Here is a 22,087-nt window from a genome sequence, read left to right on the forward strand (position 1 = left end):
GACTGGAAAAAGAATTGAACGCCTTTTGAATAAAGACTATGGGGTCACATAATACCATTATGTTGCGAGTGTGCCTAACCTGCTAAATTTAAAGGTGATTTCATCTATTGCTATTGCAAATCAATATTGTATTAAAATTCAACACGTTAAAGACCAGTTTGAAAATTTTAAAAATCAGTGGCAACATAATTTTTTGTTTTACTACATACCCCTCCAAGGATAGCAAAAGCTGCTTCCGTGATTCATAAACTGTCAAGCCATTCAAGGATCTCAGCACTATTTTCCCAGTCGATTAACTCATCAATCATTTTGTCTTCAGTTATTTTAAATTGCATGTACTCCATGAGCGTCTTTTGAATTTTTCGTTTTTTTGACAGATCCAACTGCAGATAGGTCATTGTTGATTCAACACTTTGATGGCCAAGACGATTTTTGATATCCGATACCGGAGCGCCTAAGGTGACCATATTGACTGCACACGAGTGCCTGAAGCAGTGAGCCGGACTCAGTCCTTTCAGTCTTTTTTCAGGCAATGCTAAAGTCAAATATTTCCTACAAATTCTGTTGATGCCGTGCCGGGTCATTTCCCGCTTTCGTTGGTTGATAAAAAGCCTATGGGCGAATAAAGGGATTGGATCTACCCTATGAAGGTTGATATAATCCGAGATCAACGAGGCTGTTCTGGGGCATAGATTAATCAATCGGTACCGGTTTCCCTTTCCCAGGACTGCAATGGTTTCGTTTTGGGGATCAAAATAGTCAAATTCCAATGTGGCAATCTCACTGGCCCGGGCTCCGGAGTCATAAAGCAAATGTAGAATGGTAAAATCCCTCATGCCTTCTTTCTTTTTCAAATCCACGATACTGAAGACTTTCATTATTTCTTCAGGGTATAAAAATCCCATCACCTTTTTTTGAACTCTTTTCTGGGGGATGTTCAGGAGGCTCTCGGCAATTCGTTTTTTATCCGGATGCATGAAGCGGATCATTTTGGCCAAAGATTTGATCACGGCCAGGCGTTGATTTCGAGTCTGCGTGCTATTTTTTCGGTTTTTTTCCAGATGCTGGAGAAAGGCAAGTACGGCATCCACCGTTAAGTGTTCTATTGTCAACGACTTGGTTTTTATTGAGTGATGGTTCGCCAGGAAATGCAGGAATAAAGACAGGCTCTGCCGGTAAGCTTGAACACTTTGCTTGCTCGTTCCTTTTATCGAGGGCAAGTATTCATAAAAATACTGGTGCAGGCAACTTGTCAATCTCATGTCCCCTCCCTTTTGGATATCGAAAAATTAAACAGTTGCCGGCGGTGCTCAGCATCCAGTACCTTCAAGTAATAGGTTGTGTATTTGTATTTGCTGTGGCCCATGTAGGCCGCCAGTACCGGCAGGGCATTTTGGCAGGATTTTCCCTGCTGTTTTATCCTTTTCAGCGTGTTTACAGCAAACGAATGCCGCAGGGAATGATGTGAAGGCTGGCTGAAGTTTGTGGTACCGATTATTTTCCGGGAGTGATCAAGATTAATATATGTGAGCGCTTGTTTAAATCTCCGATTTATAAACATCCGTACCAGTTTTTTCCCTTTCACCTTTATCAGCAAAAAAGGACTGTCATCCTCATCAGGGAATAACCTACGAACTTTTAGCAGGTTGTTGATTTCATGGGCTACGGCGTTGGGTATAGGGATCAATCGATCNTTTCTAAATTTTGTCTTTTCAATATAGATTGTTCTTTCTTCNGGCCTATAATGGGTTTTCAATAAATTAATGGTCTCCGAGGTTCTAAGTCCGCACCGAGCCATCAACAAAAAGGCAATATAGGCACTGAAATCAGACACATAGAATCTCTGACTATTTCGAATCAACTTGATGGCAGCCTTGAGAAAACGATCTGTTTCTTCCGGAGAAAATATAAAAGGAATAACGAGATTTTCCTGAAGCTCAGTGATTTCCTGTAACGGATTTTCCAGGATAACCTCTTTGCGTATAAGATAATTGAAAAAAATCTTTATCATTCTAAAAATCGTATTTATGGACCGGGGTTCAAGATCAAGTTTTGCTCTGAACCGAATAAAAAACAGCGGGTCAAAGGATGCCCACGTTACTTGTTTTTCAGACACAGATCGATCAAGTACCCGAAGACCGTACATCATTGAGGTGTTTGAGTACCCCAGTTGAAAACGATATGTGATAAAATCCTCCATTTGTTCAGCCAAAAAACTTTTAAAACGTTTCATCAAGAATAACCTCCCGCATCAGGCCGATATGAATACTCAGATACTTTTTGGTCGAATCNAGGCTTTTATGTCCCATCATTTCTTTGATTTCATAGAGGGACATACCGGATTCCAACATATTCTGGGCAAATGAATGCCGCAGCCAGTATGTGCTTGATGCAAGATTGTTTTTCGTCATGCATTCTTTTATATCTCGGGGGATATCGTTTGTGTTGGTCGGTTTATAAGGTGGTATCAGCTGTAAAAACAGAACTCGGGATTGAGTTTCAGGTCTTCCGCCTACAATATAGGCAGTGATCGCTTTGATGATGTTGTCGGGAAGGGGAAGATGGGCAGGATTGCAATTTTTTCTTGAACGGATAAAAATCTCTTTTTGTCTAAATGAGATGTCATCCAGGGTTAGCGACCTGATTTCTTTGGGTCTTAATCCCAGGTAATACGCCAGGTGAATGGCGGCATTAGTGCGAAGATCTTTTGCTGTTGATAGCTCCAGGCTGTCAAACAGTTTTTGAACTTCATGAGCGCGTAAAAATTTGATTGGTTTTAGTTGTCCGAACTCCGGAGGGCTTACTATTAAAGCGCTAAGGTCCTTTTTGAGATCCTCGTATTGATAAAGATACTTTAAAAATTTTCGTATACATGATCGGTGTATCTTGCATGTCCCGGGAGCATATCCCTTGTTACAGACGGCTAAAAATTGATCGACCTGGTCAATGGATATGTTGCCCAAAGAAACGTTTGCGCTCTGAAGATAGGCCGCAAAATCTGTTAATGTCCTTTTTGCATTGGACGCCGTCTCACCGGAAACTATATCTCGATAATAGTCCAAATATTTCTCCACTGCTTTGGTGACCTTATTTTCAGTGTCCATCACGGCTGCCTCCAAATGATTGCAGGACAAGGCTGCGGATGGTTGCCGGATCATGCAGTTCCATATCTTTTTGATTTTTAAGCGGGGGCGCTGAGGGCTGAACCACTCTTTCCGGAAGGGACAGTACTTGAAAAAGATTGCCGTCAAATGCTAACAGATCCTTGTCAATCAAGGCATTTCTGGCAAGGATATAGTCTTCGACACAAATCCTGAGCAGGGTGCAGATTTTATCATAGCTGTAATAGGACAGTCCATTACGATCAGCCACGATGATCAGAAACAGATACAGCAGGAGTTGATGATGATCCAGGCTTTCCCAAAACCCGTTCCGCAGGAACCGGTGCTCAATAAAAGCAAAGCTTCCTGTAATTTTTCTGATGCGGTGTGAATCTATAGGATTTTTTGCGATGGACGCACGAAAACGACGTTGAAGCTTTTGATTCGGATTTTTGGTTTTATTTTGTCCGGTCTCCATGGCATTGCCTCCTTGGAATGATCGTTAAAGGCAATTTACCCTTTTTTTCAGGGAGGATCAGGTCCCGTTTGTTGTTGGAAACGGTTTTTTCCGCGATATTTTTTTTGAGGCCGGGGGCCAAACCCTAACGGCGGCGGCAGGATATCCAGATGTGAAGCGGCAAGTTCCCGGAGATGGGGTAAAACAAACTCAACCCCAAGTACGGATCTCAACGATGATAAGTTCACCTGGCTATTATTTGATAGTAGCGGGAGGAGGTCGATCAATAGAATTAAACTTGCACGAATCAGAAACAGTCTGTGCCTCATCCATCGCAGGATGCCAGGCAGGCCGATGTCCGGACGAATGTTCTCTGCTGCGGCCTCCTGGCTTTGCGCTGATTCGATCTGATTGATGACCGTTTCCACTTCAATCAATGTTCCGGGCAGGCGTGAGGACAGACAGTCCGGCAACAACCCAAAGGTGGTCCTACCATCCGAACAATACCACCGGGCAATCTTTGCACCGTCGGGAAATTTTCTGCTATAGGTCCCATGTCTGGCAAGTTTACATCCCCCTTCCGGGTGTAATGGGCACTGCTCCAGTTCTGCATATTTCCATGCTTCTTGCTGTATATATTGTTCAATAGAAATGTTGGTGGCGAATCGGAGCTGCACGATCTTTACCTTGCGTTAAAATTCAAAATGTGAAACATTTTTTTCATGACAAAGATCGGTCGCAATACACCATGCCCTTGCGGCAGCGGTAAGAAATATAAGAAGTGTTGTTTGGGACGACAGGAACCAATAACTCGACCTGTGCCTTATCCTGCTGGATTCACACCATTCTATACAGAATTAGATCTGCTTTCAAACAGTGTTGTGGATTTAATTGATGAAAATAAATTAGACGAAGCCGAAGCTGCATCCAAAAGATTATTACAGGAATATCCTGATCAGGTTGACGGTTTTGAACGTTTGGGCCAGGTCCATGAGGCTCGTGGAAAGTGGTCGGAAGCCGCAAGTAATTATCAAAAGGCCGCTGATTTCGCACGAACAACGCCAGGGTTTGCTCCAGAGACCATTGAATACTATTTGTCAAAAGCGAAAAAAATGAGGGAAGAAAAAAAGTAAAAAAACTAAATCCAAAGAAAAAAACTCATTAAAAATTCTCATATAAGAAAAACACGCTACAAAAAAAACTCGCTACATAAATACCATTATTGCGGGGTCTATATTTACTACTTTTCATCAAGCTTATACAGATGTTTTGGAATCGCTTTACACGATTTAAAAATGCTGATAATGCTGGTATGGAATTCGGTATATATAAAAAACGATAGCCGCTCCGGTTATCCATCGTTTTTTCATGATATACGGTTAGATATCAGGTTAAACAAGATAACCGGACCCGGTCAGCTACTTGTTACGTTTTACCCGGAGATAAAACAAATGAATCCTACAATCTCAAATACATTGTTTCATTTTACAGGAATTGATTACGACCGTGGCATATTTAAACCCAAAGAAGAGTCTTTAAACACCCTTAAATCAATCCTTGAGTCTCAACACTTTCTCCTGTCTCGCAACCAGAGGGAATGGACAATATTTGATGTAGAAGAACCTGTAAGGCACATGAATTTTGATCTACCTATGTTATGCTTTACTGAAACCCCTATTGAATACATTGGCATGCACATGAATGTTTTTGGGCATTTTGGTGTAGGAATGAAAATTGATTGGGCTATTAAAAATCATGCTCAAAACGTAATCTATTGTGACAAGAGTGAGCCCAATTATTATGGGAGAATCTTGGCTGGTGTTCTTGATTTTTGTCACAATAATCTTGCAACTGACCCAAATACGCAAGCAAAGTGGTATTGGTTTCGTAGTTTGGTAGGGGTAACAGAGGACATTATTTTTCGCAACGAGAGGGAATGGAGATTTATCGGCCGAACAGAAAACAAGCCTGGTGGGGGTGAATCATTCACACCCGAACATATAGATTTCGATGTTAATGATATAGAAGCCATTGTTTGCCCCAAAGCTTGTATTCTTGAGGTACACGATTTTTTAAAAAGATTACCAAATTATTCTCAATATGCTTTCAAAGTTCTAAGTTCTGAAGAGTTGTTAATGAATGAAGAAGGCGGTTGACCATTTGCTTCACCGGATTCCGGTCAAAAACGCCCCTCTCCAGTGAGCATGGCGTTCATCTCTATCTTTCAAAAAACAAGGTGGCTATATGTGAAAACATTTATCAGCTATACTTCAAACTTAAAAAAACTTCAGGTAAAATCAAGGAACACCTTGATAAGCACAGATAATCAATTGTCAGATTTTGTTGTAAATAGTGAAGCAGCTTTTTCCAGGGAGCATACTCAATGGACGGCTCGAAAAATGACTAATTGTTTAAAAACTCAGTTATTTGTCCTTGTTTGTGTCTTCAGTTTTCAATTTGAGATTAAACAGGAGAACGGTAAGCTGAAACAAATGTTACAACACCATAACAAAAAACATTAGGCTGAAAAATGAATCAAATCGATAACAACCTTTGTTTTGTCATAATGCCATTTTCAACTGAATTTAAAAATCAATGGGAATTGGCATACGTCCCTGCTATCAAAGAGGCAGACCTCATTCCATACAGGGGTGATGAAGAAGCGTTAGGCACCAATATAATTATGAGAGATGTAACTCAATGCATTTACAACGCAAAATTAATCATAGCTGATTTAACGTATAGAAATCCCAATGTAATGTATGAATTAGGATTAGCTCATTCCGCAAAAAAACCTGTCATCATTCTCACACAATCAAAAGAAGATATTCCTTTTGATGTTCAACATATAAGATATTTAAAATATGACCCTTTAGACTTAAAGTCTTTAAGACATGAACTATCTATTCGTATTGAAAGTACTCTTGCTCAAGCACCAAAAGATATCCCTGATTTTTTCCCAGAGTTGGCATTGTTGAATGATGAAGATTTGTCTGAACTCACTTATTTAAGGAACAAGGCTACTCCCGTTGAAATAGATATATTCCCCCCTAATTCAGACGTATTTTTTAATGACAAACTTATCGATAGCGAAAGAAAAATAATATATGTAAATCCTCTTGCACCAATAAATACTATTTCAGCCGCAGCGGTTGAATATTTTGAGCATCATCAGGACATTTCTACAAAAGAAATAGAAAATCAAAAAGTTACTATAAAATTAGACCCTCGAGATTGTAATAATCTAATGCAAAGAGTTCCTATGTATTTGAAATATAGAAGACGAGACCCAAATAATCCTGTTATGATGCGGGCCATAGCACAATTTTTATTTCAAATTGATGAACTTGATGAAGCTCTCATTGAAACAAAAGAATTGATAAGCGTCACTCCAAATTGGTTTTTAGCGCATTATTTATTTGCACATATAATGATATTAAAAAACGACCTCAATGAGGCTGTTAAATATTACAATACTTGTATTACCTTGCGTCCAGACCATGCTATCGGATACATTGGTTTAAGTTGTGCTTTAGCATTATCCGGCAAACATGAAGCTGCGATAGAACAATTAAAGACAATACTTGGAGATCAATCTCTTATGGAAACATACCGTTATATGGGGAATTGGAAACTTAGTGAGGAAACAGACTTCGACTCAATTCGAAAATCAAACGAATTTAAGACAGAGTTTGACATTATAATCAAAAAATTGGAAAAAAGTTAATTGCATTATTTTTATCTTAGTAAGATTCATCATTTATAATTTAAAAGGAGGACTTATGAAAAATTCTAAGGAACAGAATAAAGAACAAACTGTTGAAGTTTTCTATAATTATAGAAAAGAGATAAAAGAGTTCAAAGAAAGCGATCATATTAAAAAAGAGTTGATTTTGGACCTTTTGGCGCCTATGGAGCCGCCTTTTAAAAATTGTGTCCATTAGTTTGATTTTTCGATAGATGTCAGACGAATGGAGTTTCTCGAAGTATTCGATTACTGTTGAATCAAACAAGGGGGATCTCCTATTATGCAATAGTTTTAATGGGGCTCTTACTCGCATCAAATCACAAGATTCTCCCCTTGTTTTAAACTTAATTGATAGAACCGTATCTGTTTCTGATTTAAATAATCCACTATTCGCGAAACTTGTGGAGCAAGGTTTTTTCGTTTCCAAAAAACTCGATGAATGCAGATTTGTGGAATCAAGCCTTCAAAAAGAAGAGTTTTTAAAAGGTGTTAGTCTAACCGTTCTGGTTAATCAAATTTGTAATTTTCGATGTTTATATTGTTATGAGAAACTTTCCGGCAAAGAGTTATCTGCGAGGCTTGTCAATAGCATAATTGAATATATTCAAAGCGTTTCAAAGGCTTTGGATTGGCTAAATATCTCTTGGTATGGTGGAGAACCATTACTATCAAAGAACTTGATAATTAAACTTCTTTGTAAAATTAATTCTATTACAAATTTGGCTGATATTAGCTTTAAATCAAGTATTACTACGAATGGATACTTGCTCGATAAAAGAACGGCGATTAAATTAATCACTAATAATTGTAGGATGTTCCAAGTAACTTTAGATGGGCCTCCAAAGATACATAATAAAAATCGTTTATATATTGATGGAAGTAGAACATATGAAGTTGTTGCCGACAATATCCTCCAGTTACTTAATATATCAAAAACTTTTAAAATTATTATTCGAGTAAATTTTAATATATATTCATTCCCTTTTATTTTAGATTGGGTTAGTCAACTAAAAAAAAAGGCAAACAATGACAGTCGGCTTGAATTTTCTTATCATCCGATATGGAATTCTAATAAAACCAAATACCCTAAAAATTCAAATGATGAAATAATCTTAACCAATCAAATTGTTAAACTGTATTCAAATTCGAAAGAAGATGCTATCCGCTTCATTAAAAGAGCACACCCGAATGGTGATGTTTGCCCCGCTGTAAAAAAAAATAATTTTATAATTATGCCAGATGGGAAAGTGCTCAAATGTGAAGCCGCTCTCAATAATCCTTTGAACCAAGTGGGAAAATTACATGACGGTGGTAAAATACTTTATGATCTCAAAAAATTAAGCTTATGGGAGATACCCGAAACTACCAGGGAAGATTGCCTTGATTGCTGGTATTACCCTGCCTGTAGGGGGATAAGTTGTAATTTGTATAACCTGAATAAAAATGTACAAAAAAAAGTCTGTCCTACTGGTAAAAAAGCTATCCCTAAAATAATAGAAAAGTGTTTTTAAGTTCCGGCATCCCGGTGGCAGTATTTTGAGTTTTTTACCAATGTCCAACAATTCAGTCGTTAATGAGCCATGTCCTTGCACTCGTATGATTATCCAATCAATTCTTATGGGTGGAAATCTGCAAAAAAACCATTTAAATTCCTGACAATTTTGAAGAGGAGTTAAGGAATCGAGAAACCCACAATGTCTATTTAACCGGACCGGTAAAATTCTGAATACAGCGACCAATTCCAAAAAAATGAATCAGGGGTTTAGAATCGGAGCCAGTGAACCCTATAACTCGTAGGCCTCGCTTTTCTCAAAAAACATGCACCCCAAGATCTTGTCCTTTGTCTTTTTTAGGAACCACAAAATTCATTGTAAAACTTTGGATTGAAAGCTTCCATTTTGGCAGGCTAAAAATAATTTTCAAAAGTGTTAATGGTTTTCATCCTCACAACTCTCCCCGCTCTTTCTGACTTTCTACTGAATGGGGCATACTCAGAGGGATATCTGGAAAACCTGCAAGGAAAATCATCTCCGACTGATAATTAGTATATCCTTCAATGATATATTCGTTCCAATAGAATTTGTTTTTTCCGTGCTTCATAAAAGATTCATATGCTTTTATCCGGTCTTTCTCATTTGAAACGTTCATGTTCCGATCGAAAAAGGCTTCCCAATCCTCACGTTTAGCTGAAGATCCAATCTTGCCATCCAAATCTACAATAATATACGGTGTTGTGAATACGACAGAGTATCCATAATTAAGCTCCGGAAATGGTTCAGGCATCACCCTGGCATACCATATCTCATCTTTTTTCCCCTGGTAACCGCTCGGGACTATCACTTTATGCTCGTCACCGGTACCCAGTTCTTCTAAAATAACATACCGGTCCCGGTGCCCTTTATGGACAAATATCCCCATTCTGGAACTTTGCATACACTCAATTATTGTAATCAATCCCGGATCTGCTTTGATCGTCCGTAAAACGTCAAGGATTATCGTTCCGAATGATTCTTTTTTAATTCCTACGACAAGGTCGAAAAAGCCCCAGCATGTGAAGTAAGATTGTGTAACCGGACTTTGGGGCGGGAAGGAGGGCATATAAGTATCATCTGCTTGTTCTAAAATGTTCGTCAATTTTGACACAGCAGATAAATCGGATAGCTGCTCGACGAGAACTGATACTTTATTTTGAGCATAAATATAAATAGCATGGAGAGGGTCATATTTGCCCAGTTCTTCTTTTGATATGATGGTTCCTTCAAGGTTCTCAGCGTGTATTTTGGCTTCTTTCAATTCTTGAAAGTTTATTATTTTCTTTTTCTTTGCTTTTTTCAGCCCTGAAATAATTTTTTTGGATATCGGCCCCATATTCACCTGTAAATAAAGTGCATCAATAATGTTGATCAAAATCGATTATTCCGGATAATCATTATGCTTAAAGATAAATTCTTATGTTGCGAATAGTTTAAGTATTGCATATATTTTTTGCTGTAACGCCCTTGTTGATCAATGAGTTCCGTATAGGCCATCAAATCAGCCGTGGAGCAGTTTGAACTGAGCTAGAAATACCAGGATGCCTGCGATATAACCAAGAACGGCCAGCCCGCTGATTTTTTTCACGTACCAGAAAAAATTGATTTTCTCCAGGCCCATGGCAGCCACCCCGGCAGCTGACCCAATGATCAGTAAAGAACCGCCGGTTCCTGCACAAAAAGCCAAAAAGGTCCACAAGAAATTGTCTGTGGTAAACTGATGGATATCATACATCCCCATGGATGCGGCCACCAGGGGCACATTGTCAATGATTGAGCTGATAATACCGATCACCGCAACAATAATGCTTTGCTGCCCAATGGTCTGGTTAAGCCAGGTGGCCAGTGTGGTCAGAATATGGGTATCTTCCAAAGTTGCCACCGCCAACAGGATACCGACAAAAAAAAGAATGGATGCCATATCGATTTGGGTCAGGGCATGCACCATGGTTAAAGGCTGTTTTTCCTCGTCTGACTTATGCCTGTGGACAAGCTCTCCCACCAGCCAGAGGACCCCAAGGCCGCACAAGATACCCATAAAAGGCGGCAAATGAGTGATTTCTTTGAACACCGGCACCATAACCAATGATCCTAGGCCCACAGTAAACATCAAATTACGTTCGAATTTTGTGGTTGTCCTGGGACCAGACGGTGTAGCCTTTTTCCCCACGGATTTTCCCCGCAGCATAAAGCTTACAATAATCAACGGAATGATAAGATTGGCAACAGATGCCAGGAAAACCGATTTAACCACCCCCACAGAACTGATCTGGCCGCCGATCCAGAGCATGGTTGTGGTGACATCACCAATGGGAGACCAGGCCCCGCCAGCATTAGCGGCAATAACAATGACGCCTGCAAAAAACAACCGGTCATCATGGTTATCCAAAAGCTTCTTGGTCAATGACACCATGACAATGGTGGTGGTCAGGTTATCCAGCATGGCACTGAGAAAAAAAGTGACAAGACCAATGAGCATAATCAAAACACTCAGGCTGGTGGTGGTAATCCGCGAAGTGATCACCTCAAACCCGTCATGGGCATCAACCAGTTCAACAATGGTCATGGCACCGAGCAGGAAAAAAATAATCTGGGCAGTGGCTGCAAGATTCTCATTGAGCTGTTCTGTTACCAGATGGTGATTTCCTGTGGTAACAGCGTAAATGGTCCACATCATGCCGGCGCCCAGCAGGGCGGAGGCTGATTTGTTCACTTTGAGCGGATGCTCAAAGGCGATGGCCGAATAAGCCAGAACAAAGACAACAATTAATAGCGTATGCATAACGCCTCCTTAAACTAAAAAAAATACCCCCCAAGTATAAGCTCATAATTTCTTATTACAAGAAGGCTTAATGCAGTTCAAAGTTTGCAGATGGCAGCGCCCCTGGCCTGGCCGGCCTTTGCCAGATCTTTGGGAGAGATCTCAATGGTGACCGTATTCCTTAGAAGCGGGCAGAAGCAAAGCGTATCCGGGTCTTATTTTCAGATCAATAAATGTATTTAAAAAGTAGGCATTTTTATCTACAATGCGCAGCCACCAAATAAAAATGAATGAAAGGAGCCACTTTATGTTTGATTTCCCCTTATATTTAAAACAGCTGACAGCAGGAGAACCGGTCAACAACCCTTTTCTGGATTTTTTACAGATAAAGGTTGAGGCAGTTGAAAAAGGATATGCCCGGTTCAGCATGGACATCCGGCCCGAATTTCTCCAGGGCGCAGGAATCATGCAGGGCGGTTTAGGCATTGCCCTATCCAGTGAAGCCGCCGCCCATGCGGTGATGAGCACCCTGGCACCAGGCGAAAACCTGACAACCATTGAACTGAAAAACAACTTTCTCTCCATGGCGTCCAAGGGCCGTCTGACCGCCGAAGCCACGGTGTTCAAACGAGGCAGGACCCTTGTTTTTGTGGACACCACAGTCAAAGATGACACAGGAAAATATATTTCAAAAAGCAGTGCCACCCTGATGGTGATTCCACCCAAGACAGATTAATGAAGAACGGCCGTAACCGAAAAGATGTCGGATACGGCCCAGACCAAGATCATTGCTTAATTTCATAAAACAGATTTTTATCGGCAAAGGTTTTGGCATTCCCTGCATAATGGTTGGAGGACGTTTTTATCATCTGTGTAATTTCTTCTTTGTTTTCATAGGTTTTCTTCACCTTTCCCGGTGATCCGATGACAAGGGAGTATGGCGGAATAATTGTTTTTTCCAGCACCACCGCACCTGCCGCGACAACAGATCCGGTGCCGATGATGGCATGATTCATCACAGTGGCACCCATACCGATCAGGCAGTCATCTTCAATGGTACAGCCATGCAGACAAACCTGATGGCCGACAGTGACGCCGTTACCGATCGTTAAAGGGACACCCGCATCCGCATGGCACATGGAAAGATCCTGGATATTTGTCCGTTCACCGATGGTGATTGTGGCCGTGTCCCCCCGGACAACCGTTTGAAACCAGACTGAGGCGTTCCGGGCAATATGCACATCACCAATGATTTGAGCCGTTGGTGCAACAAATACGGAATCATGAATTTCGGGGTGGATATTTTTAAATGCGTATAGAGTCATCATCTCTCCTTGTAATCATTTTATTGAATTTGTTATGTTCAGGACTTATTCTATAATTTACTAGAATTATACCTGCCGTTTCAAAAGTACAACCCAGAAAAGGAAAAATTATGTCAAAAGAATACGATGTGGCGATAATCGGGGCAGGCACAGCCGGCCTGACGGCCCAGGAAGAGGTGGTCAAACACACGGATAACTATGTGCTCATCGATGATGGCCCCTTGGGTACAACCTGTGCACGGGTGGGCTGCATGCCTTCCAAGGCATTGATTGCCGTGGCCGATGATTTTCACAAATGTAGTTTTTTTGATGAATACGGTATTAACGGCGCCCAAGGGCTGGTCCCGGATTATAAAAAAATCATGGCACGGGTCCGGTCCATGCGGGATGAATTTTCAGGCGGCGTGATCCAGGAGATGTCCGGTTTCATGGATAAGGTAATCCGGAAAAGGGCCAGGTTTATAGATTCCAATACCCTGGATTTAGGGGATGGAACCATCCGGGCCAAAAGCATCATCATCGCCACCGGATCAAAACCTTTTATACCTGAGCCCTGGCTGCCGTTTAAAGAATTTATAATTGATACGGACCAGTTCTTTGAACTGGAAACCCTGCCCCGTACCATGGCCGTGTTTGGATTGGGCGTCATCGGCATTGAGCTGGGTCAGGCCCTGCATCGCCTTGGAGTTCAGGTAACTGCCGTCAGCCGCCGTAAAACGGCAGGCGGCCTGACCGACCCCAAACTTGAAGAATATGCCTTTGACCATTTTTCCAAGGAGATGCACATTGAACTTGGCGCGGCTGAAATTCTTGGCAAAACCGAAACCGGCCTTGAAGTGGGTGCCGGCAGCAAACGCTGGACCGTAGACCGGGTGCTGATCGCCACGGGCAGACAGCCCATGCTCCAAGGTTTGAACCTTGAAAATTTAACACTCGACTTGGATGCCGAAGGGATGCCGGTCTTTAATCCTGAAACCCTGCAGATAGGAAATCTGCCCGTGTTTTTGGCCGGCGATGTGAATAGGCTAAAACCCATTCTCCATGAAGCTGCTGATGACGGCACCATCGCAGGGTACAACGCCTGCGCCGGCACCGTGGCCCGATTTAAAAAACGAGTGCCTCTGCAGATCACTTTTTCTTCACCGGATATAGCCATTGCAGGCCTGTCCCACAAGGCCCTGACGGAAAAAGGCATTGATTATGTCGTAGGTGAGGCGTCCTGGGAAGAACTTGGCCGGGCCAGAATGATGCTTGGCAAAGCGGCCGGAAGAGCTCGAATTTATGCCGACCCCCAAAAGGGGCGGCTGCTTGGTGCAGAGATTATGGCTCCGGCCGGCGAACACATGGCCCATCTTCTGGCCTGGGCCATGGGTGCAAATTTGACAATCAAAGAAATTCTGGGCATGCCCTTTTACCACCCCGTGCCTGAGGAGGCGCTTTTAGATGCTTTTTTTCAAATCGCTGAACAGATCAGTGAGCCCTTACCCACGCCAATACTGGAAAAAGCAGAGGGCGGTTCCCATGGGAAATAAAAAAGACCCGCTCAACCTGTTTTTGTCTGATGCCCGGTCCAGGGCCCAGACCCAAGATATTGACATGCTGGTATTCGGCAATGAAGCTGCGGATCTGGATTCGGTGGTGTCTGCCATCGGTCTGGCCTGGGTGTTGGGAAACGGCAACAATCCCTGTACGGCATTACCTCTAATTCCCATCAAACGAGACGATTTCCGCCTGAAAACAGAAAGCCGGTGGGTACTCTCGCAAACAGGCATTGACACTGAAAACCTTTTTTTCCTGGACGATATCCAGCCATTGGAGATGCTCATCTCCCGGGTCAAGGGATTTGCACTGGTGGACCATAACCGGCCGGCAAACGGTTTTTTAAAGTATGAAGAAAAAATAAAATTCATCATGGATCACCATGAAAACTTAAAGCTCTACCCCTATGCCCTGGGCCGGATTGAACCAGTGGGTTCCTGTGCCACTCTGGTAGGTGAAGATCTGATCAATAATAATGAAGAAGGACCTGCAGGGAAAATTCCCGGAAGCCTTGCCGCCCTCTTGCTTGGGGCTATCCTCATTGACACCGTCAACCTTGACCCCAAGGCCGGGCGAATGACCCCCAGGGACCAAGCCGTGGCAAAACACCTGAAACCCATTGCCGGCCTGGACGCAGACACGTTTTACCAAGGCATCCGTGCAGCCAAATCAGACATCAGTGAAATGGACACAAGGGATCTGCTCAGGCGGGACTGCAAGACATTTCAATTCAACAAGGTGAACTGCACCGTGGCATCGGTGCCTTTGGCCCTTGAACAATGGATGGTCAGGGACATGGATCTTGCCAAGGGCATTGAGACCTATGCCGGGGAAGTGCAGGCAGATATTTTGATGACCATGAACACCCAGCGCACCCCTGAATTTTCAAGGGGGATTTCTGTGTTTTGCAAATCCCCCGTTCTTTTCACAACCATTTTAGCCATGCTGACATTCAACCTTGACCTGGAATTAGTCCCCCCGCCCCAAGGTTTTAACTGTGGAAAAGTTCACTTTTACCGCCAGGGCAACCTGAAGCTGTCCAGAAAAAAACTGGAACCGATACTGGACCAGTATTTCTCAAAACTTGAACGACCGTATTGAGACTTTCATAATAACCCACGACAAAAAATGAAACTAAAGACACCAACAACCAAGGGTTAAAATGGGCGCCGCAGGCGCTTCACCCTCTTGTTTCTTGTATCTTGTCTCTAGTTTCTTGTTCAAGCCCTGGCTATATATTTTCTGGTTTCAGTGTTGACCTTGACCATCTCTCCGTTTTCAAGATATTCAGGCACCTGGATTTCAACCCCGTTGGAAAGGGTGGCAGGTTTTGTCCGGGCCGTCGCGCTGGCCCCTTTGATGCCCGGCGCGGTTTGTGTAATTTCAAAAACAAGGGAAGCGGGGATCTCAACGGCCACCAGATTGCCGTCAATGAACATACCCACAATATCTTCCATACCGTCGGTGAGCCAGACCAGCTCATCTTCAATGCTGTCTCCGGCAATCATATACTGGCCGTATTCCACGGTGTCCATGAACACATGCAAATCCCCGTCCGGATATAGGTACTGGACCGGTTTTCTTTGCAGGTCCACATCATCGAGCATATCATTGCCTTTGTATGAATCTTCATATTTCTGCCGGGTCTTGACACTGCTGAACCTGACCTTGTAAAGGGTAACAGCGCCCCTTGCCGACGGGGTTCTTACATCAATATGTTTTACCAGATATGGTTCACCGCTGATCTCCACCACCTGGCCCTTTTTTAAATCACATGCTTTTGGCATCTTTCCCTCTCCCTAAGAATAAAACCTTCATTGCTTCTATAAAACCAACGCTCAGGCCCTGGGGCCACGGACTTTTTTGCCTGTTTACCAGCACAAGGGGTTTAAAGCAAGTGTATATTGCCAACCGGCCAGGGTAACTGCATTCACAACAAATGAGCTATTCTTCTTCCGGCTTATGAAGTACCACCAAAGAATCCGGATCACGATCTGCTATTTGCCGGGCCACTTTAGCCGGAACTATTTCGTAAACACTATTCAGCGTAACAATGGCAAGCTGTCCCCGGCCAAGTTTCCGGGTCATCTCATCGTTAACGTAGAGTTTTTTTATTTTCTTGCCGACCTTGAAATAGTATGGATCTTCGTACTTACTCAGATCCAGACGGTTCTCTTCTATTAACTGCTTGACCTGGGCCAATTTCTCCTGTTTTTCTTTCTCACGGTTGGAGCGGAGGTTGAGTTCCCGGCTCCGTTTGGCCTGGGCTAACTGATCTTGCCGGGTCTGGTTAACTTCAGCCGTTGCTTTCTTGCCTTTATTTTTTTTCCGCTTAACCCGTTTCTCTTGATTGGCTTTTTTAGCCTGTTTTTTATCAGCTATCCCGGCTTTCAGGAGCTGATCCTGTAAAGACAATCCCATTTATCCCCTCTTCCTTATGACGGCCGCGGGCCGTCCCTGGTCTATCAGTACCCAGGCCCCGGCCTACAACGAAATTTGAAAGATCTGAGTAGCTTACCCAGAATTTCTTATAAATTATCCCCATAATAATATATCCGGCGCCACAGTAGTTCAACCACAATTGACTTTTGAAGTGATGCCCCTTGGGTTTCATTTCTTGGCCTTGACATCGGGTTAAAACAATAGCTGATAAAATTGATGAACAGTGGGCAGGATCAGTTTTCGTTGGTCATAAATCGGAAAAGCCGAATCATCATGAATTTTGTTGAAGAATATAGCTGGCAGGACGTGCCTTACGCCCGGTAAGAACCCTGTTCAAGCATTCGGGTGACACAAATAGACTCTGCCAAGACCTTATTCGTCCAGTTGTTGTCCAATGGGTCAACGACCAGAGCCCGGAAATTAAAACGTTTCCCCTCAATAAGGACCCCTTCGGAGTCGTCAATATGCAGTTGCGAGTTCACCCAGTTGGGAAGCTTGGAAGGTTTTCTCTTCTCTTTGAGATTTTCTATAATTTTTTCATGCCTATTCTGGTTGATCACCAGATCCAGCTTGAGTCCGTGGAGATTGAACAGTTTTTTGATATATTTGGACTTGCGGTGGGAGGTGGTGTAGATGCCGATCTGCCAACCACAATCCCGCAACTTCTTAAAAAGGTCAACGGTCCCATGGCGCAAGGGTTCGGTGCGGAACCACTTGTGGTACCAAGGCAGCTTAACAGGCTCGGCAGGGATTTCCGGTTGCCAGCAGATGAGGGTATCGTCGAGGTCGAAGGTTATCAGCATACGTGTTCCTACAGGTCCGGCGAGGAAAGGCGAACCTTCAGCCTTCCTATCCTGACGAATATGTAAGAAAGGCCGGTCGATGATTGATGGCCAAGTCCGACCTTCCTGTGCCATGGGAAAGAGTCTAATCCAATTTTTCTTAAAGCTTCCATGCTTATTGACTATACGAGTTATGTTAAAAAAATATTAGGAGGGAATTAGAAGGGTGTTAACGGATCGCCGCGCTTCAAAATTAAGCGCTTGACCGGACCTGAAAATCTTTCTATAAAGGTCTCCATGAATTGCTTTTTTGTATTTTTTAAAAATAATGATGGTTTTTTAACACATAATAAAAGTAGCTAATTTTATAGTTAATTATTTGATTTTGGGCACTACGCCCGAGTTATGGAAACTAAAATATGCTATTTTAAAGGAGAAAAAATGCATAAAATAGACCCTGATGAGTGTCAATCCTGTGGCGTATGCGCAAGCGCATGCCCTGTTGAGGCAATCAGCATGCCGGACGGAAAAAATTATTTCGAGATAAGTGACGAATGTACTGATTGCTGCGAATGTGAAGCCGAATGCGGTTTCAACGCAATTTTTACTGAGTAGATCCATTTTACGCTTCCGGCTGTTTTCAAAAATGGCCGGCCAAACGCAAAAGGGCGCCTGAATTTCCAGGTGCCCTTTTTTCATGAGAAGGGAAATTATAGCCGATTGCCCTATGTGCTTGACTGTTATCTATTTTTTTGCGTTAATAACTCGTGCTTGAAGTAACACAAGGACCGTAAAATAGAATTTGCGGCCAAATACCCAATGAATTGAAGGAGTTTTTAATGGCAAAGGAAAAAGTGGTTCTGGCGTATTCGGGCGGACTGGATACGTCGGTTATCCTCAAATGGCTGCTGGAACAAGGTTACGAAGTATTTGCATATATGGCCGACATCGGCCAGGATGAAGATTTTCAGGCAGCAGAACAAAAAGCCCTTAAAATCGGTGCATCAAAAGTGTTCATCGAAGATATGAAAAAGGAATTTGTCACCGATTATATATTCCCCGTTTTCAAATCCAATACGGTTTACGAAGGCCGCTATCTTTTAGGTACAGCCATTGCCCGTCCCATCATTGCCAAAAAGCAGATTGAAATCGCAAAAAAAGTAGGCGCCCAGTATGTGTCCCACGGTGCCACGGGCAAAGGAAACGACCAGGTGAGGTTTGAGCTCTCCTACTATGCACTGAATCCAGCCATAAAAGTCATTGCACCATGGAAAAACCCGGACTTTCTCAATGCCTTCCAGGGCCGTTCCGACCTTCTGGCCTATGCGGAAAAACACGGGATTCCCACCAAGCAGACTGCAGCCAAGCCATATAGCGAAGATGATAACCTGCTGCACATTTCCCATGAAGCAGGTATCCTCGAAGATCCCGGCACAATATGCGATGAAAGCATCTATTGCCGCACCGTATCCCCGGAAAAGGCCCCGGACACCCCCACACGCATCACCATTGAATTTAAAAACGGCATTCCGGTCAAGGTAAAAAATCTGGAAGACGGCACCGAAAAAACAGATGCCCTGGAGTTATTTTTGTATCTGAACCAGCTGGGTGCCGAAAATGGCATCGGACGTCTGGATATGGTGGAAAACCGGTTTGTGGGCATCAAATCCCGAGGGGTTTATGAAACGCCGGGCGGTGCCATTCTGCACGAGGCACACAAGGATATTGAAGGCATTGCCATGGACCGTGAGGTCATGCGTCTTCGGGATATGCTGGCGCCCAGACTCGGAGAGCTGGTTTACTACGGCTTCTGGTTCAGCCCTGAAATGGAATTTCTCATGGCAGCCATTGATAAAAGCCAGGAACTCATTGACGGCGAAGTGACCCTGAAACTGTACAAAGGGGTAACCTACCCGATCTCCAGAACCTCACCATCTTCCCTGTACAACCAGAACCTGTCCTCCATGGACATCACCGGCGGCTACAACCAGGAAGATGCCGAAGGCTTCATCCGCGTCAACGCCATCCGTCTGATGGCCCACAGGGACATCACCGGCAGAAACTAAAAAAAAGTTTTAAACTTCGGCACGGCTTTTTGCCGTGCCGAAGTTTTTATTTTAAGGAGTCAGATGAAATATAATTATATATTCGGCCCGGTCCCTTCAAGGCGCCTTGGGCTTTCCCTGGGGGTGGATCTTGTCCGTCACAAAACCTGTACCCTGGATTGTATTTACTGTGAGTGCGGCCCGACCACCAACCTGACCCTTAAGCGGGAGGCATATGTTCCCTTTGATGAGGTTAAAGCTGAACTTGCCCATTACTTTGAACATCATCCTGATCCGGACTATGTGACTTTTTCAGGGTCTGGAGAGCCCACCTTGAGTCCGGACATCGGCAGGGTCATTGACTTTATCAAAGAAAAAAAATCAAAAATCCGGGTGGCCGTACTGACCAATGCCACCTTGCTGTCCGATCCTGACGTCAGAAAGGATTTAAACAGGGCCGATCTGGTTATGCCCTCCCTGGATGCCGTGACCCCTCAGACCTTTGAAAAAATTAACCGCCCTTCCAGGCAGCTTGATATCCATCAGGTTATTGACGGACTTAAAGCGTTTGGCGCATCTTTCAAAGGAGAGATCTGGCTGGAAGTGTTTATCCTGCCCGGGGTCAACGATGCTGAAAAAGAACTTGAAATCCTAAAGGACATCATCCGGGACATCAACCCTGCCCGGGTTCAGCTCAACACCTTGGACCGGCCCGGGGCCGTACCAGGGCTCACCCCCGCCTCAAAACAGGACCTTGAGCGGGTGGCCGGAATTATTGATGCGGACAATGTGGAGATCATTGCCCGTGTAAAAGATCTGGCATCAGGGGACCATATCAGCGACGAAAAAATGGAAGCCATGGTTATGGAAACCATTCATCGCCGCCCCTGCACCATAGATGATCTTACTGCAGCGTTAAACATTGAAAAGGGAAAACTTGAAATTTTGATGAAACGGCTGATTCTGGAGGATAAAATCGAATCTGTCCAGCAGGAGCGGGGAATGTTTTACCAAACCATAAAAGATCCCTTGCGAAATTAACAAGCTGCGTGGAATATTTAGATTCAGAGCTTGCTCTAACTACCTAAAAACGTCTATAAAATAAATTATCGTCCTTCGGGCTGACTGATAGGAAATGAAAATTCCTATACTATTAAATTAATCACTCATCGTGTTTTTCCCAATCCAAAAAGAGGAATTGAAGAATGTCCATTGAGGTTGAACAGAAAATGCTTGAGCTGATGCAAGCGAAAAAAAATTTCCTGAAAAAATACCAACGGGCCAAACAACTGTTCAGTGACCTGGTTAAAAGTCAAGAGCGGCTATTTAACAAAGACTCCCAGAAAAAAAAAGATGACGAGGATTCGGACATAATAAATGTTGGAGAAAGCGTTCATGCCATAAACAAAATTTTGGAGATGCTTTATGAAACCGATCGGTTGATTTTAAACAGCACAAAAGACTATTTCTCCACAGATGACTATCTTTTTCAACACTCATTGGGTGTGTGCTATATCGGAACCGTTGTATTGAAGCGGTTCAACGAACTTTTTTCCCAGTATATCAAAAATATGCTCACAGCCAAATTTAAAGAAACTCTGAAACACTACAGAGAGGGAGACATGGCGCCGTTTTTCTACTATCCCCCTGAAGCCGTGCGCACCATCTCCATGGGCTATCTCATCCACGATATGGGCAAAATAATGATTCCGGATTCCCTGTTGAACAAAAAAAGCGGATTGAGTCGGGATGAGCTCAAAGAGGTGCAAAAACATGCCGGGAGATACGGAACGCTTTTTTTGAAAATGAACGGAATTAACAACGTATATGTGGAAAATATCATTAAATACCACCATGCAGCAATTTATCGTAACGAAAAAAATGCTTATCCTGTTTATCAATCTCCTTCAGACCTGCCGCCCTATGTTAAAATCAGCAAATTAGCGGACATATACAGTGCCATGACATTGAAACGAAGCTACGGCGAAGCGGGAAACCCAACCAAAGTGGTCAATACGATCTTTCGGGACTATTCAGGACGTGATCCGATTTTACAGCTAATTCTATATTCATTTGTCAAAGAAATCGGTACCTGTCCCGAGGGAAGCATTCTGACCTTGAAAAACGGACAGTCCGTCTACGTGATAAACAGCCGGGGGCCTGAGGTTATCGTATTTACCGATCAGGCCGGCCATACGATTGAAAGCGCAGAGAAAATCATTGATCTTTCCAGCCATAGCAGCAAAAGCCTCAATCTGTTTATTGACGATCAGCATCGTCCCAAGACGCCCATAGAAATGTTTGACCGGCTTCCCGAATATCTCAAAAAATTTCATTCGGAATAACGGCCATGGG

At 43.2% G+C, this 22,087-nt stretch carries 24 protein-coding genes; 13 read left to right on the plus strand and 11 right to left on the minus strand.

The genetic code is table 11. The annotated features are described in order from the left end of the window. Positions 1-242: 242 nt before the first annotated feature. The 5 genes from B147_RS0107560 to B147_RS32400 all read right to left on the minus strand — a co-directional run bounded on the left by B147_RS0107560 (position 243) and on the right by B147_RS32400 (position 4,235). Positions 243-1,262, minus strand: coding sequence for a tyrosine-type recombinase/integrase (locus B147_RS0107560; protein WP_020586609.1), 1,020 nt, complete (start codon positions 1,260-1,262; stop codon positions 243-245). Further along, entirely contained in the window at positions 1,259-2,233 is a 975-nt protein-coding gene (locus B147_RS0107565; RefSeq protein ID WP_020586610.1) for a tyrosine-type recombinase/integrase, read from the minus strand. Before B147_RS0107565 ends, B147_RS0107560 begins: the two co-directional genes overlap by 4 nt. Further along, positions 2,220-3,158, minus strand: a complete 939-nt coding sequence (locus B147_RS0107570) for a tyrosine-type recombinase/integrase (RefSeq protein ID WP_083927840.1) — start codon at positions 3,156-3,158, stop codon at positions 2,220-2,222. Before B147_RS0107570 ends, B147_RS0107565 begins: the two co-directional genes overlap by 14 nt. Further along, entirely contained in the window at positions 3,094-3,579 is a 486-nt protein-coding gene (locus tag B147_RS32395; protein WP_020586612.1) for a hypothetical protein, read from the minus strand. The genes B147_RS0107570 and B147_RS32395 overlap by 65 nt, the downstream gene beginning before the upstream one ends. A 47-nt stretch (positions 3,580-3,626) precedes the next feature. Continuing rightward, positions 3,627-4,235 carry a hypothetical protein gene (locus B147_RS32400; RefSeq protein WP_020586613.1) on the minus strand — a complete coding sequence of 203 codons (609 nt, stop codon included), beginning with the start codon at positions 4,233-4,235 and terminating at the stop codon, positions 3,627-3,629. A gap of 45 nt (positions 4,236-4,280) precedes the next feature. Between B147_RS32400 and B147_RS0107585 the strand changes: the two genes are divergently transcribed. From B147_RS0107585 to B147_RS0107615, 6 genes are all read left to right on the plus strand, one after another. Further along, positions 4,281-4,691, plus strand: coding sequence for a tetratricopeptide repeat protein (locus B147_RS0107585; RefSeq protein ID WP_083927841.1), 411 nt, complete (start codon positions 4,281-4,283; stop codon positions 4,689-4,691). A 318-nt stretch (positions 4,692-5,009) separates the two neighbouring features. Further along, positions 5,010-5,714: an abortive infection system antitoxin AbiGi family protein gene (locus B147_RS0107590; protein ID WP_157237814.1), complete on the plus strand. Its 705-nt coding sequence runs from the start codon at positions 5,010-5,012 to the stop codon at positions 5,712-5,714. A gap of 90 nt (positions 5,715-5,804) precedes the next feature. After that, positions 5,805-6,080 (plus strand): hypothetical protein, encoded by a 276-nt coding sequence (locus B147_RS0107600; protein ID WP_157237815.1) that lies wholly within the window; start codon positions 5,805-5,807, stop codon positions 6,078-6,080. 8 nt (positions 6,081-6,088) lie between these two features. After that, a complete protein-coding gene (locus tag B147_RS30160; protein WP_020586618.1) occupies positions 6,089-7,285 on the plus strand; it encodes a tetratricopeptide repeat protein in 1,197 nt (398 codons plus the stop codon). Between the two features lie 55 nt (positions 7,286-7,340). Next, on the plus strand, positions 7,341-7,502 hold the full coding sequence (locus B147_RS31720) for a hypothetical protein (protein ID WP_020586619.1): 162 nt from the start codon (positions 7,341-7,343) through the stop codon (positions 7,500-7,502). 16 nt (positions 7,503-7,518) lie between these two features. Further along, on the plus strand, positions 7,519-8,817 hold the full coding sequence (locus tag B147_RS0107615) for a radical SAM/SPASM domain-containing protein (protein ID WP_020586620.1): 1,299 nt from the start codon (positions 7,519-7,521) through the stop codon (positions 8,815-8,817). A gap of 433 nt (positions 8,818-9,250) precedes the next feature. Here the strand turns inward: B147_RS0107615 and B147_RS0107620 are convergent, their stop codons facing one another. Both B147_RS0107620 and nhaD read right to left on the minus strand, forming a co-directional pair. After that, positions 9,251-10,213, minus strand: a complete 963-nt coding sequence (locus B147_RS0107620; RefSeq protein ID WP_020586621.1) for a hypothetical protein — start codon at positions 10,211-10,213, stop codon at positions 9,251-9,253. A 126-nt stretch (positions 10,214-10,339) separates the two neighbouring features. Then, positions 10,340-11,620 carry a sodium:proton antiporter NhaD gene (gene nhaD / locus B147_RS0107625; protein ID WP_020586622.1) on the minus strand — a complete coding sequence of 427 codons (1,281 nt, stop codon included), beginning with the start codon at positions 11,618-11,620 and terminating at the stop codon, positions 10,340-10,342. 286 nt (positions 11,621-11,906) lie between these two features. On the opposite strand from nhaD, the gene B147_RS0107635 reads away from it, so the two are divergent. After that, entirely contained in the window at positions 11,907-12,335 is a 429-nt protein-coding gene (locus B147_RS0107635) for a PaaI family thioesterase (protein ID WP_020586624.1), read from the plus strand. Positions 12,336-12,384: 49 nt separating this feature from the next. On the opposite strand, the gene B147_RS0107640 is transcribed toward B147_RS0107635, so the two are convergent. Next, the gene (locus B147_RS0107640; RefSeq protein ID WP_245568961.1) at positions 12,385-12,927 is read right to left on the minus strand and encodes a gamma carbonic anhydrase family protein; all 543 of its coding nucleotides are present in this window, start codon (positions 12,925-12,927) and stop codon (positions 12,385-12,387) included. Positions 12,928-13,034: 107 nt separating this feature from the next. Here B147_RS0107640 and B147_RS0107645 point away from each other — a divergent pair, with 107 nt between their 5' ends. Both B147_RS0107645 and B147_RS0107650 read left to right on the plus strand, forming a co-directional pair. After that, entirely contained in the window at positions 13,035-14,456 is a 1,422-nt protein-coding gene (locus B147_RS0107645; RefSeq protein WP_020586626.1) for a dihydrolipoyl dehydrogenase, read from the plus strand. Next, the gene (locus B147_RS0107650) at positions 14,446-15,564 is read left to right on the plus strand and encodes a DHHA2 domain-containing protein (protein ID WP_020586627.1); all 1,119 of its coding nucleotides are present in this window, start codon (positions 14,446-14,448) and stop codon (positions 15,562-15,564) included. The genes B147_RS0107645 and B147_RS0107650 overlap by 11 nt, the downstream gene beginning before the upstream one ends. Positions 15,565-15,683: 119 nt before the next feature. Here B147_RS0107650 and efpL read toward each other — a convergent pair whose 3' ends face one another. From efpL to B147_RS27805, 3 genes are all read right to left on the minus strand, one after another. Beyond that, positions 15,684-16,250 carry an elongation factor P-like protein EfpL gene (gene efpL / locus B147_RS0107655; protein WP_020586628.1) on the minus strand — a complete coding sequence of 189 codons (567 nt, stop codon included), beginning with the start codon at positions 16,248-16,250 and terminating at the stop codon, positions 15,684-15,686. 157 nt (positions 16,251-16,407) lie between these two features. Continuing rightward, positions 16,408-16,884, minus strand: coding sequence for a DUF2058 domain-containing protein (locus tag B147_RS0107660; RefSeq protein WP_020586629.1), 477 nt, complete (start codon positions 16,882-16,884; stop codon positions 16,408-16,410). 332 nt (positions 16,885-17,216) lie between these two features. Further along, positions 17,217-17,708, minus strand: a complete 492-nt coding sequence (locus tag B147_RS27805; RefSeq protein ID WP_020586630.1) for a hypothetical protein — start codon at positions 17,706-17,708, stop codon at positions 17,217-17,219. Positions 17,709-18,128: 420 nt separating this feature from the next. Here B147_RS27805 and B147_RS31065 point away from each other — a divergent pair, with 420 nt between their 5' ends. The 4 genes from B147_RS31065 to B147_RS0107685 all read left to right on the plus strand — a co-directional run bounded on the left by B147_RS31065 (position 18,129) and on the right by B147_RS0107685 (position 22,077). After that, positions 18,129-18,302, plus strand: coding sequence for a DUF362 domain-containing protein (locus tag B147_RS31065; RefSeq protein WP_083927842.1), 174 nt, complete (start codon positions 18,129-18,131; stop codon positions 18,300-18,302). Positions 18,303-18,526: 224 nt separating this feature from the next. Beyond that, positions 18,527-19,753, plus strand: coding sequence for an argininosuccinate synthase (locus tag B147_RS0107675; RefSeq protein WP_020586632.1), 1,227 nt, complete (start codon positions 18,527-18,529; stop codon positions 19,751-19,753). Between the two features lie 63 nt (positions 19,754-19,816). Continuing rightward, positions 19,817-20,773 (plus strand): radical SAM protein, encoded by a 957-nt coding sequence (locus B147_RS0107680; RefSeq protein ID WP_020586633.1) that lies wholly within the window; start codon positions 19,817-19,819, stop codon positions 20,771-20,773. A gap of 164 nt (positions 20,774-20,937) precedes the next feature. Next, positions 20,938-22,077 carry an HD-GYP domain-containing protein gene (locus B147_RS0107685; protein ID WP_020586634.1) on the plus strand — a complete coding sequence of 380 codons (1,140 nt, stop codon included), beginning with the start codon at positions 20,938-20,940 and terminating at the stop codon, positions 22,075-22,077. The last annotated feature ends 10 nt before the right edge of the window (positions 22,078-22,087 follow it).

Origin of the sequence: Desulfobacter curvatus DSM 3379 (assembly GCF_000373985.1) — a bacterium.
GTDB classification, from domain to species: Bacteria; Desulfobacterota; Desulfobacteria; order Desulfobacterales; family Desulfobacteraceae; genus Desulfobacter; species Desulfobacter curvatus.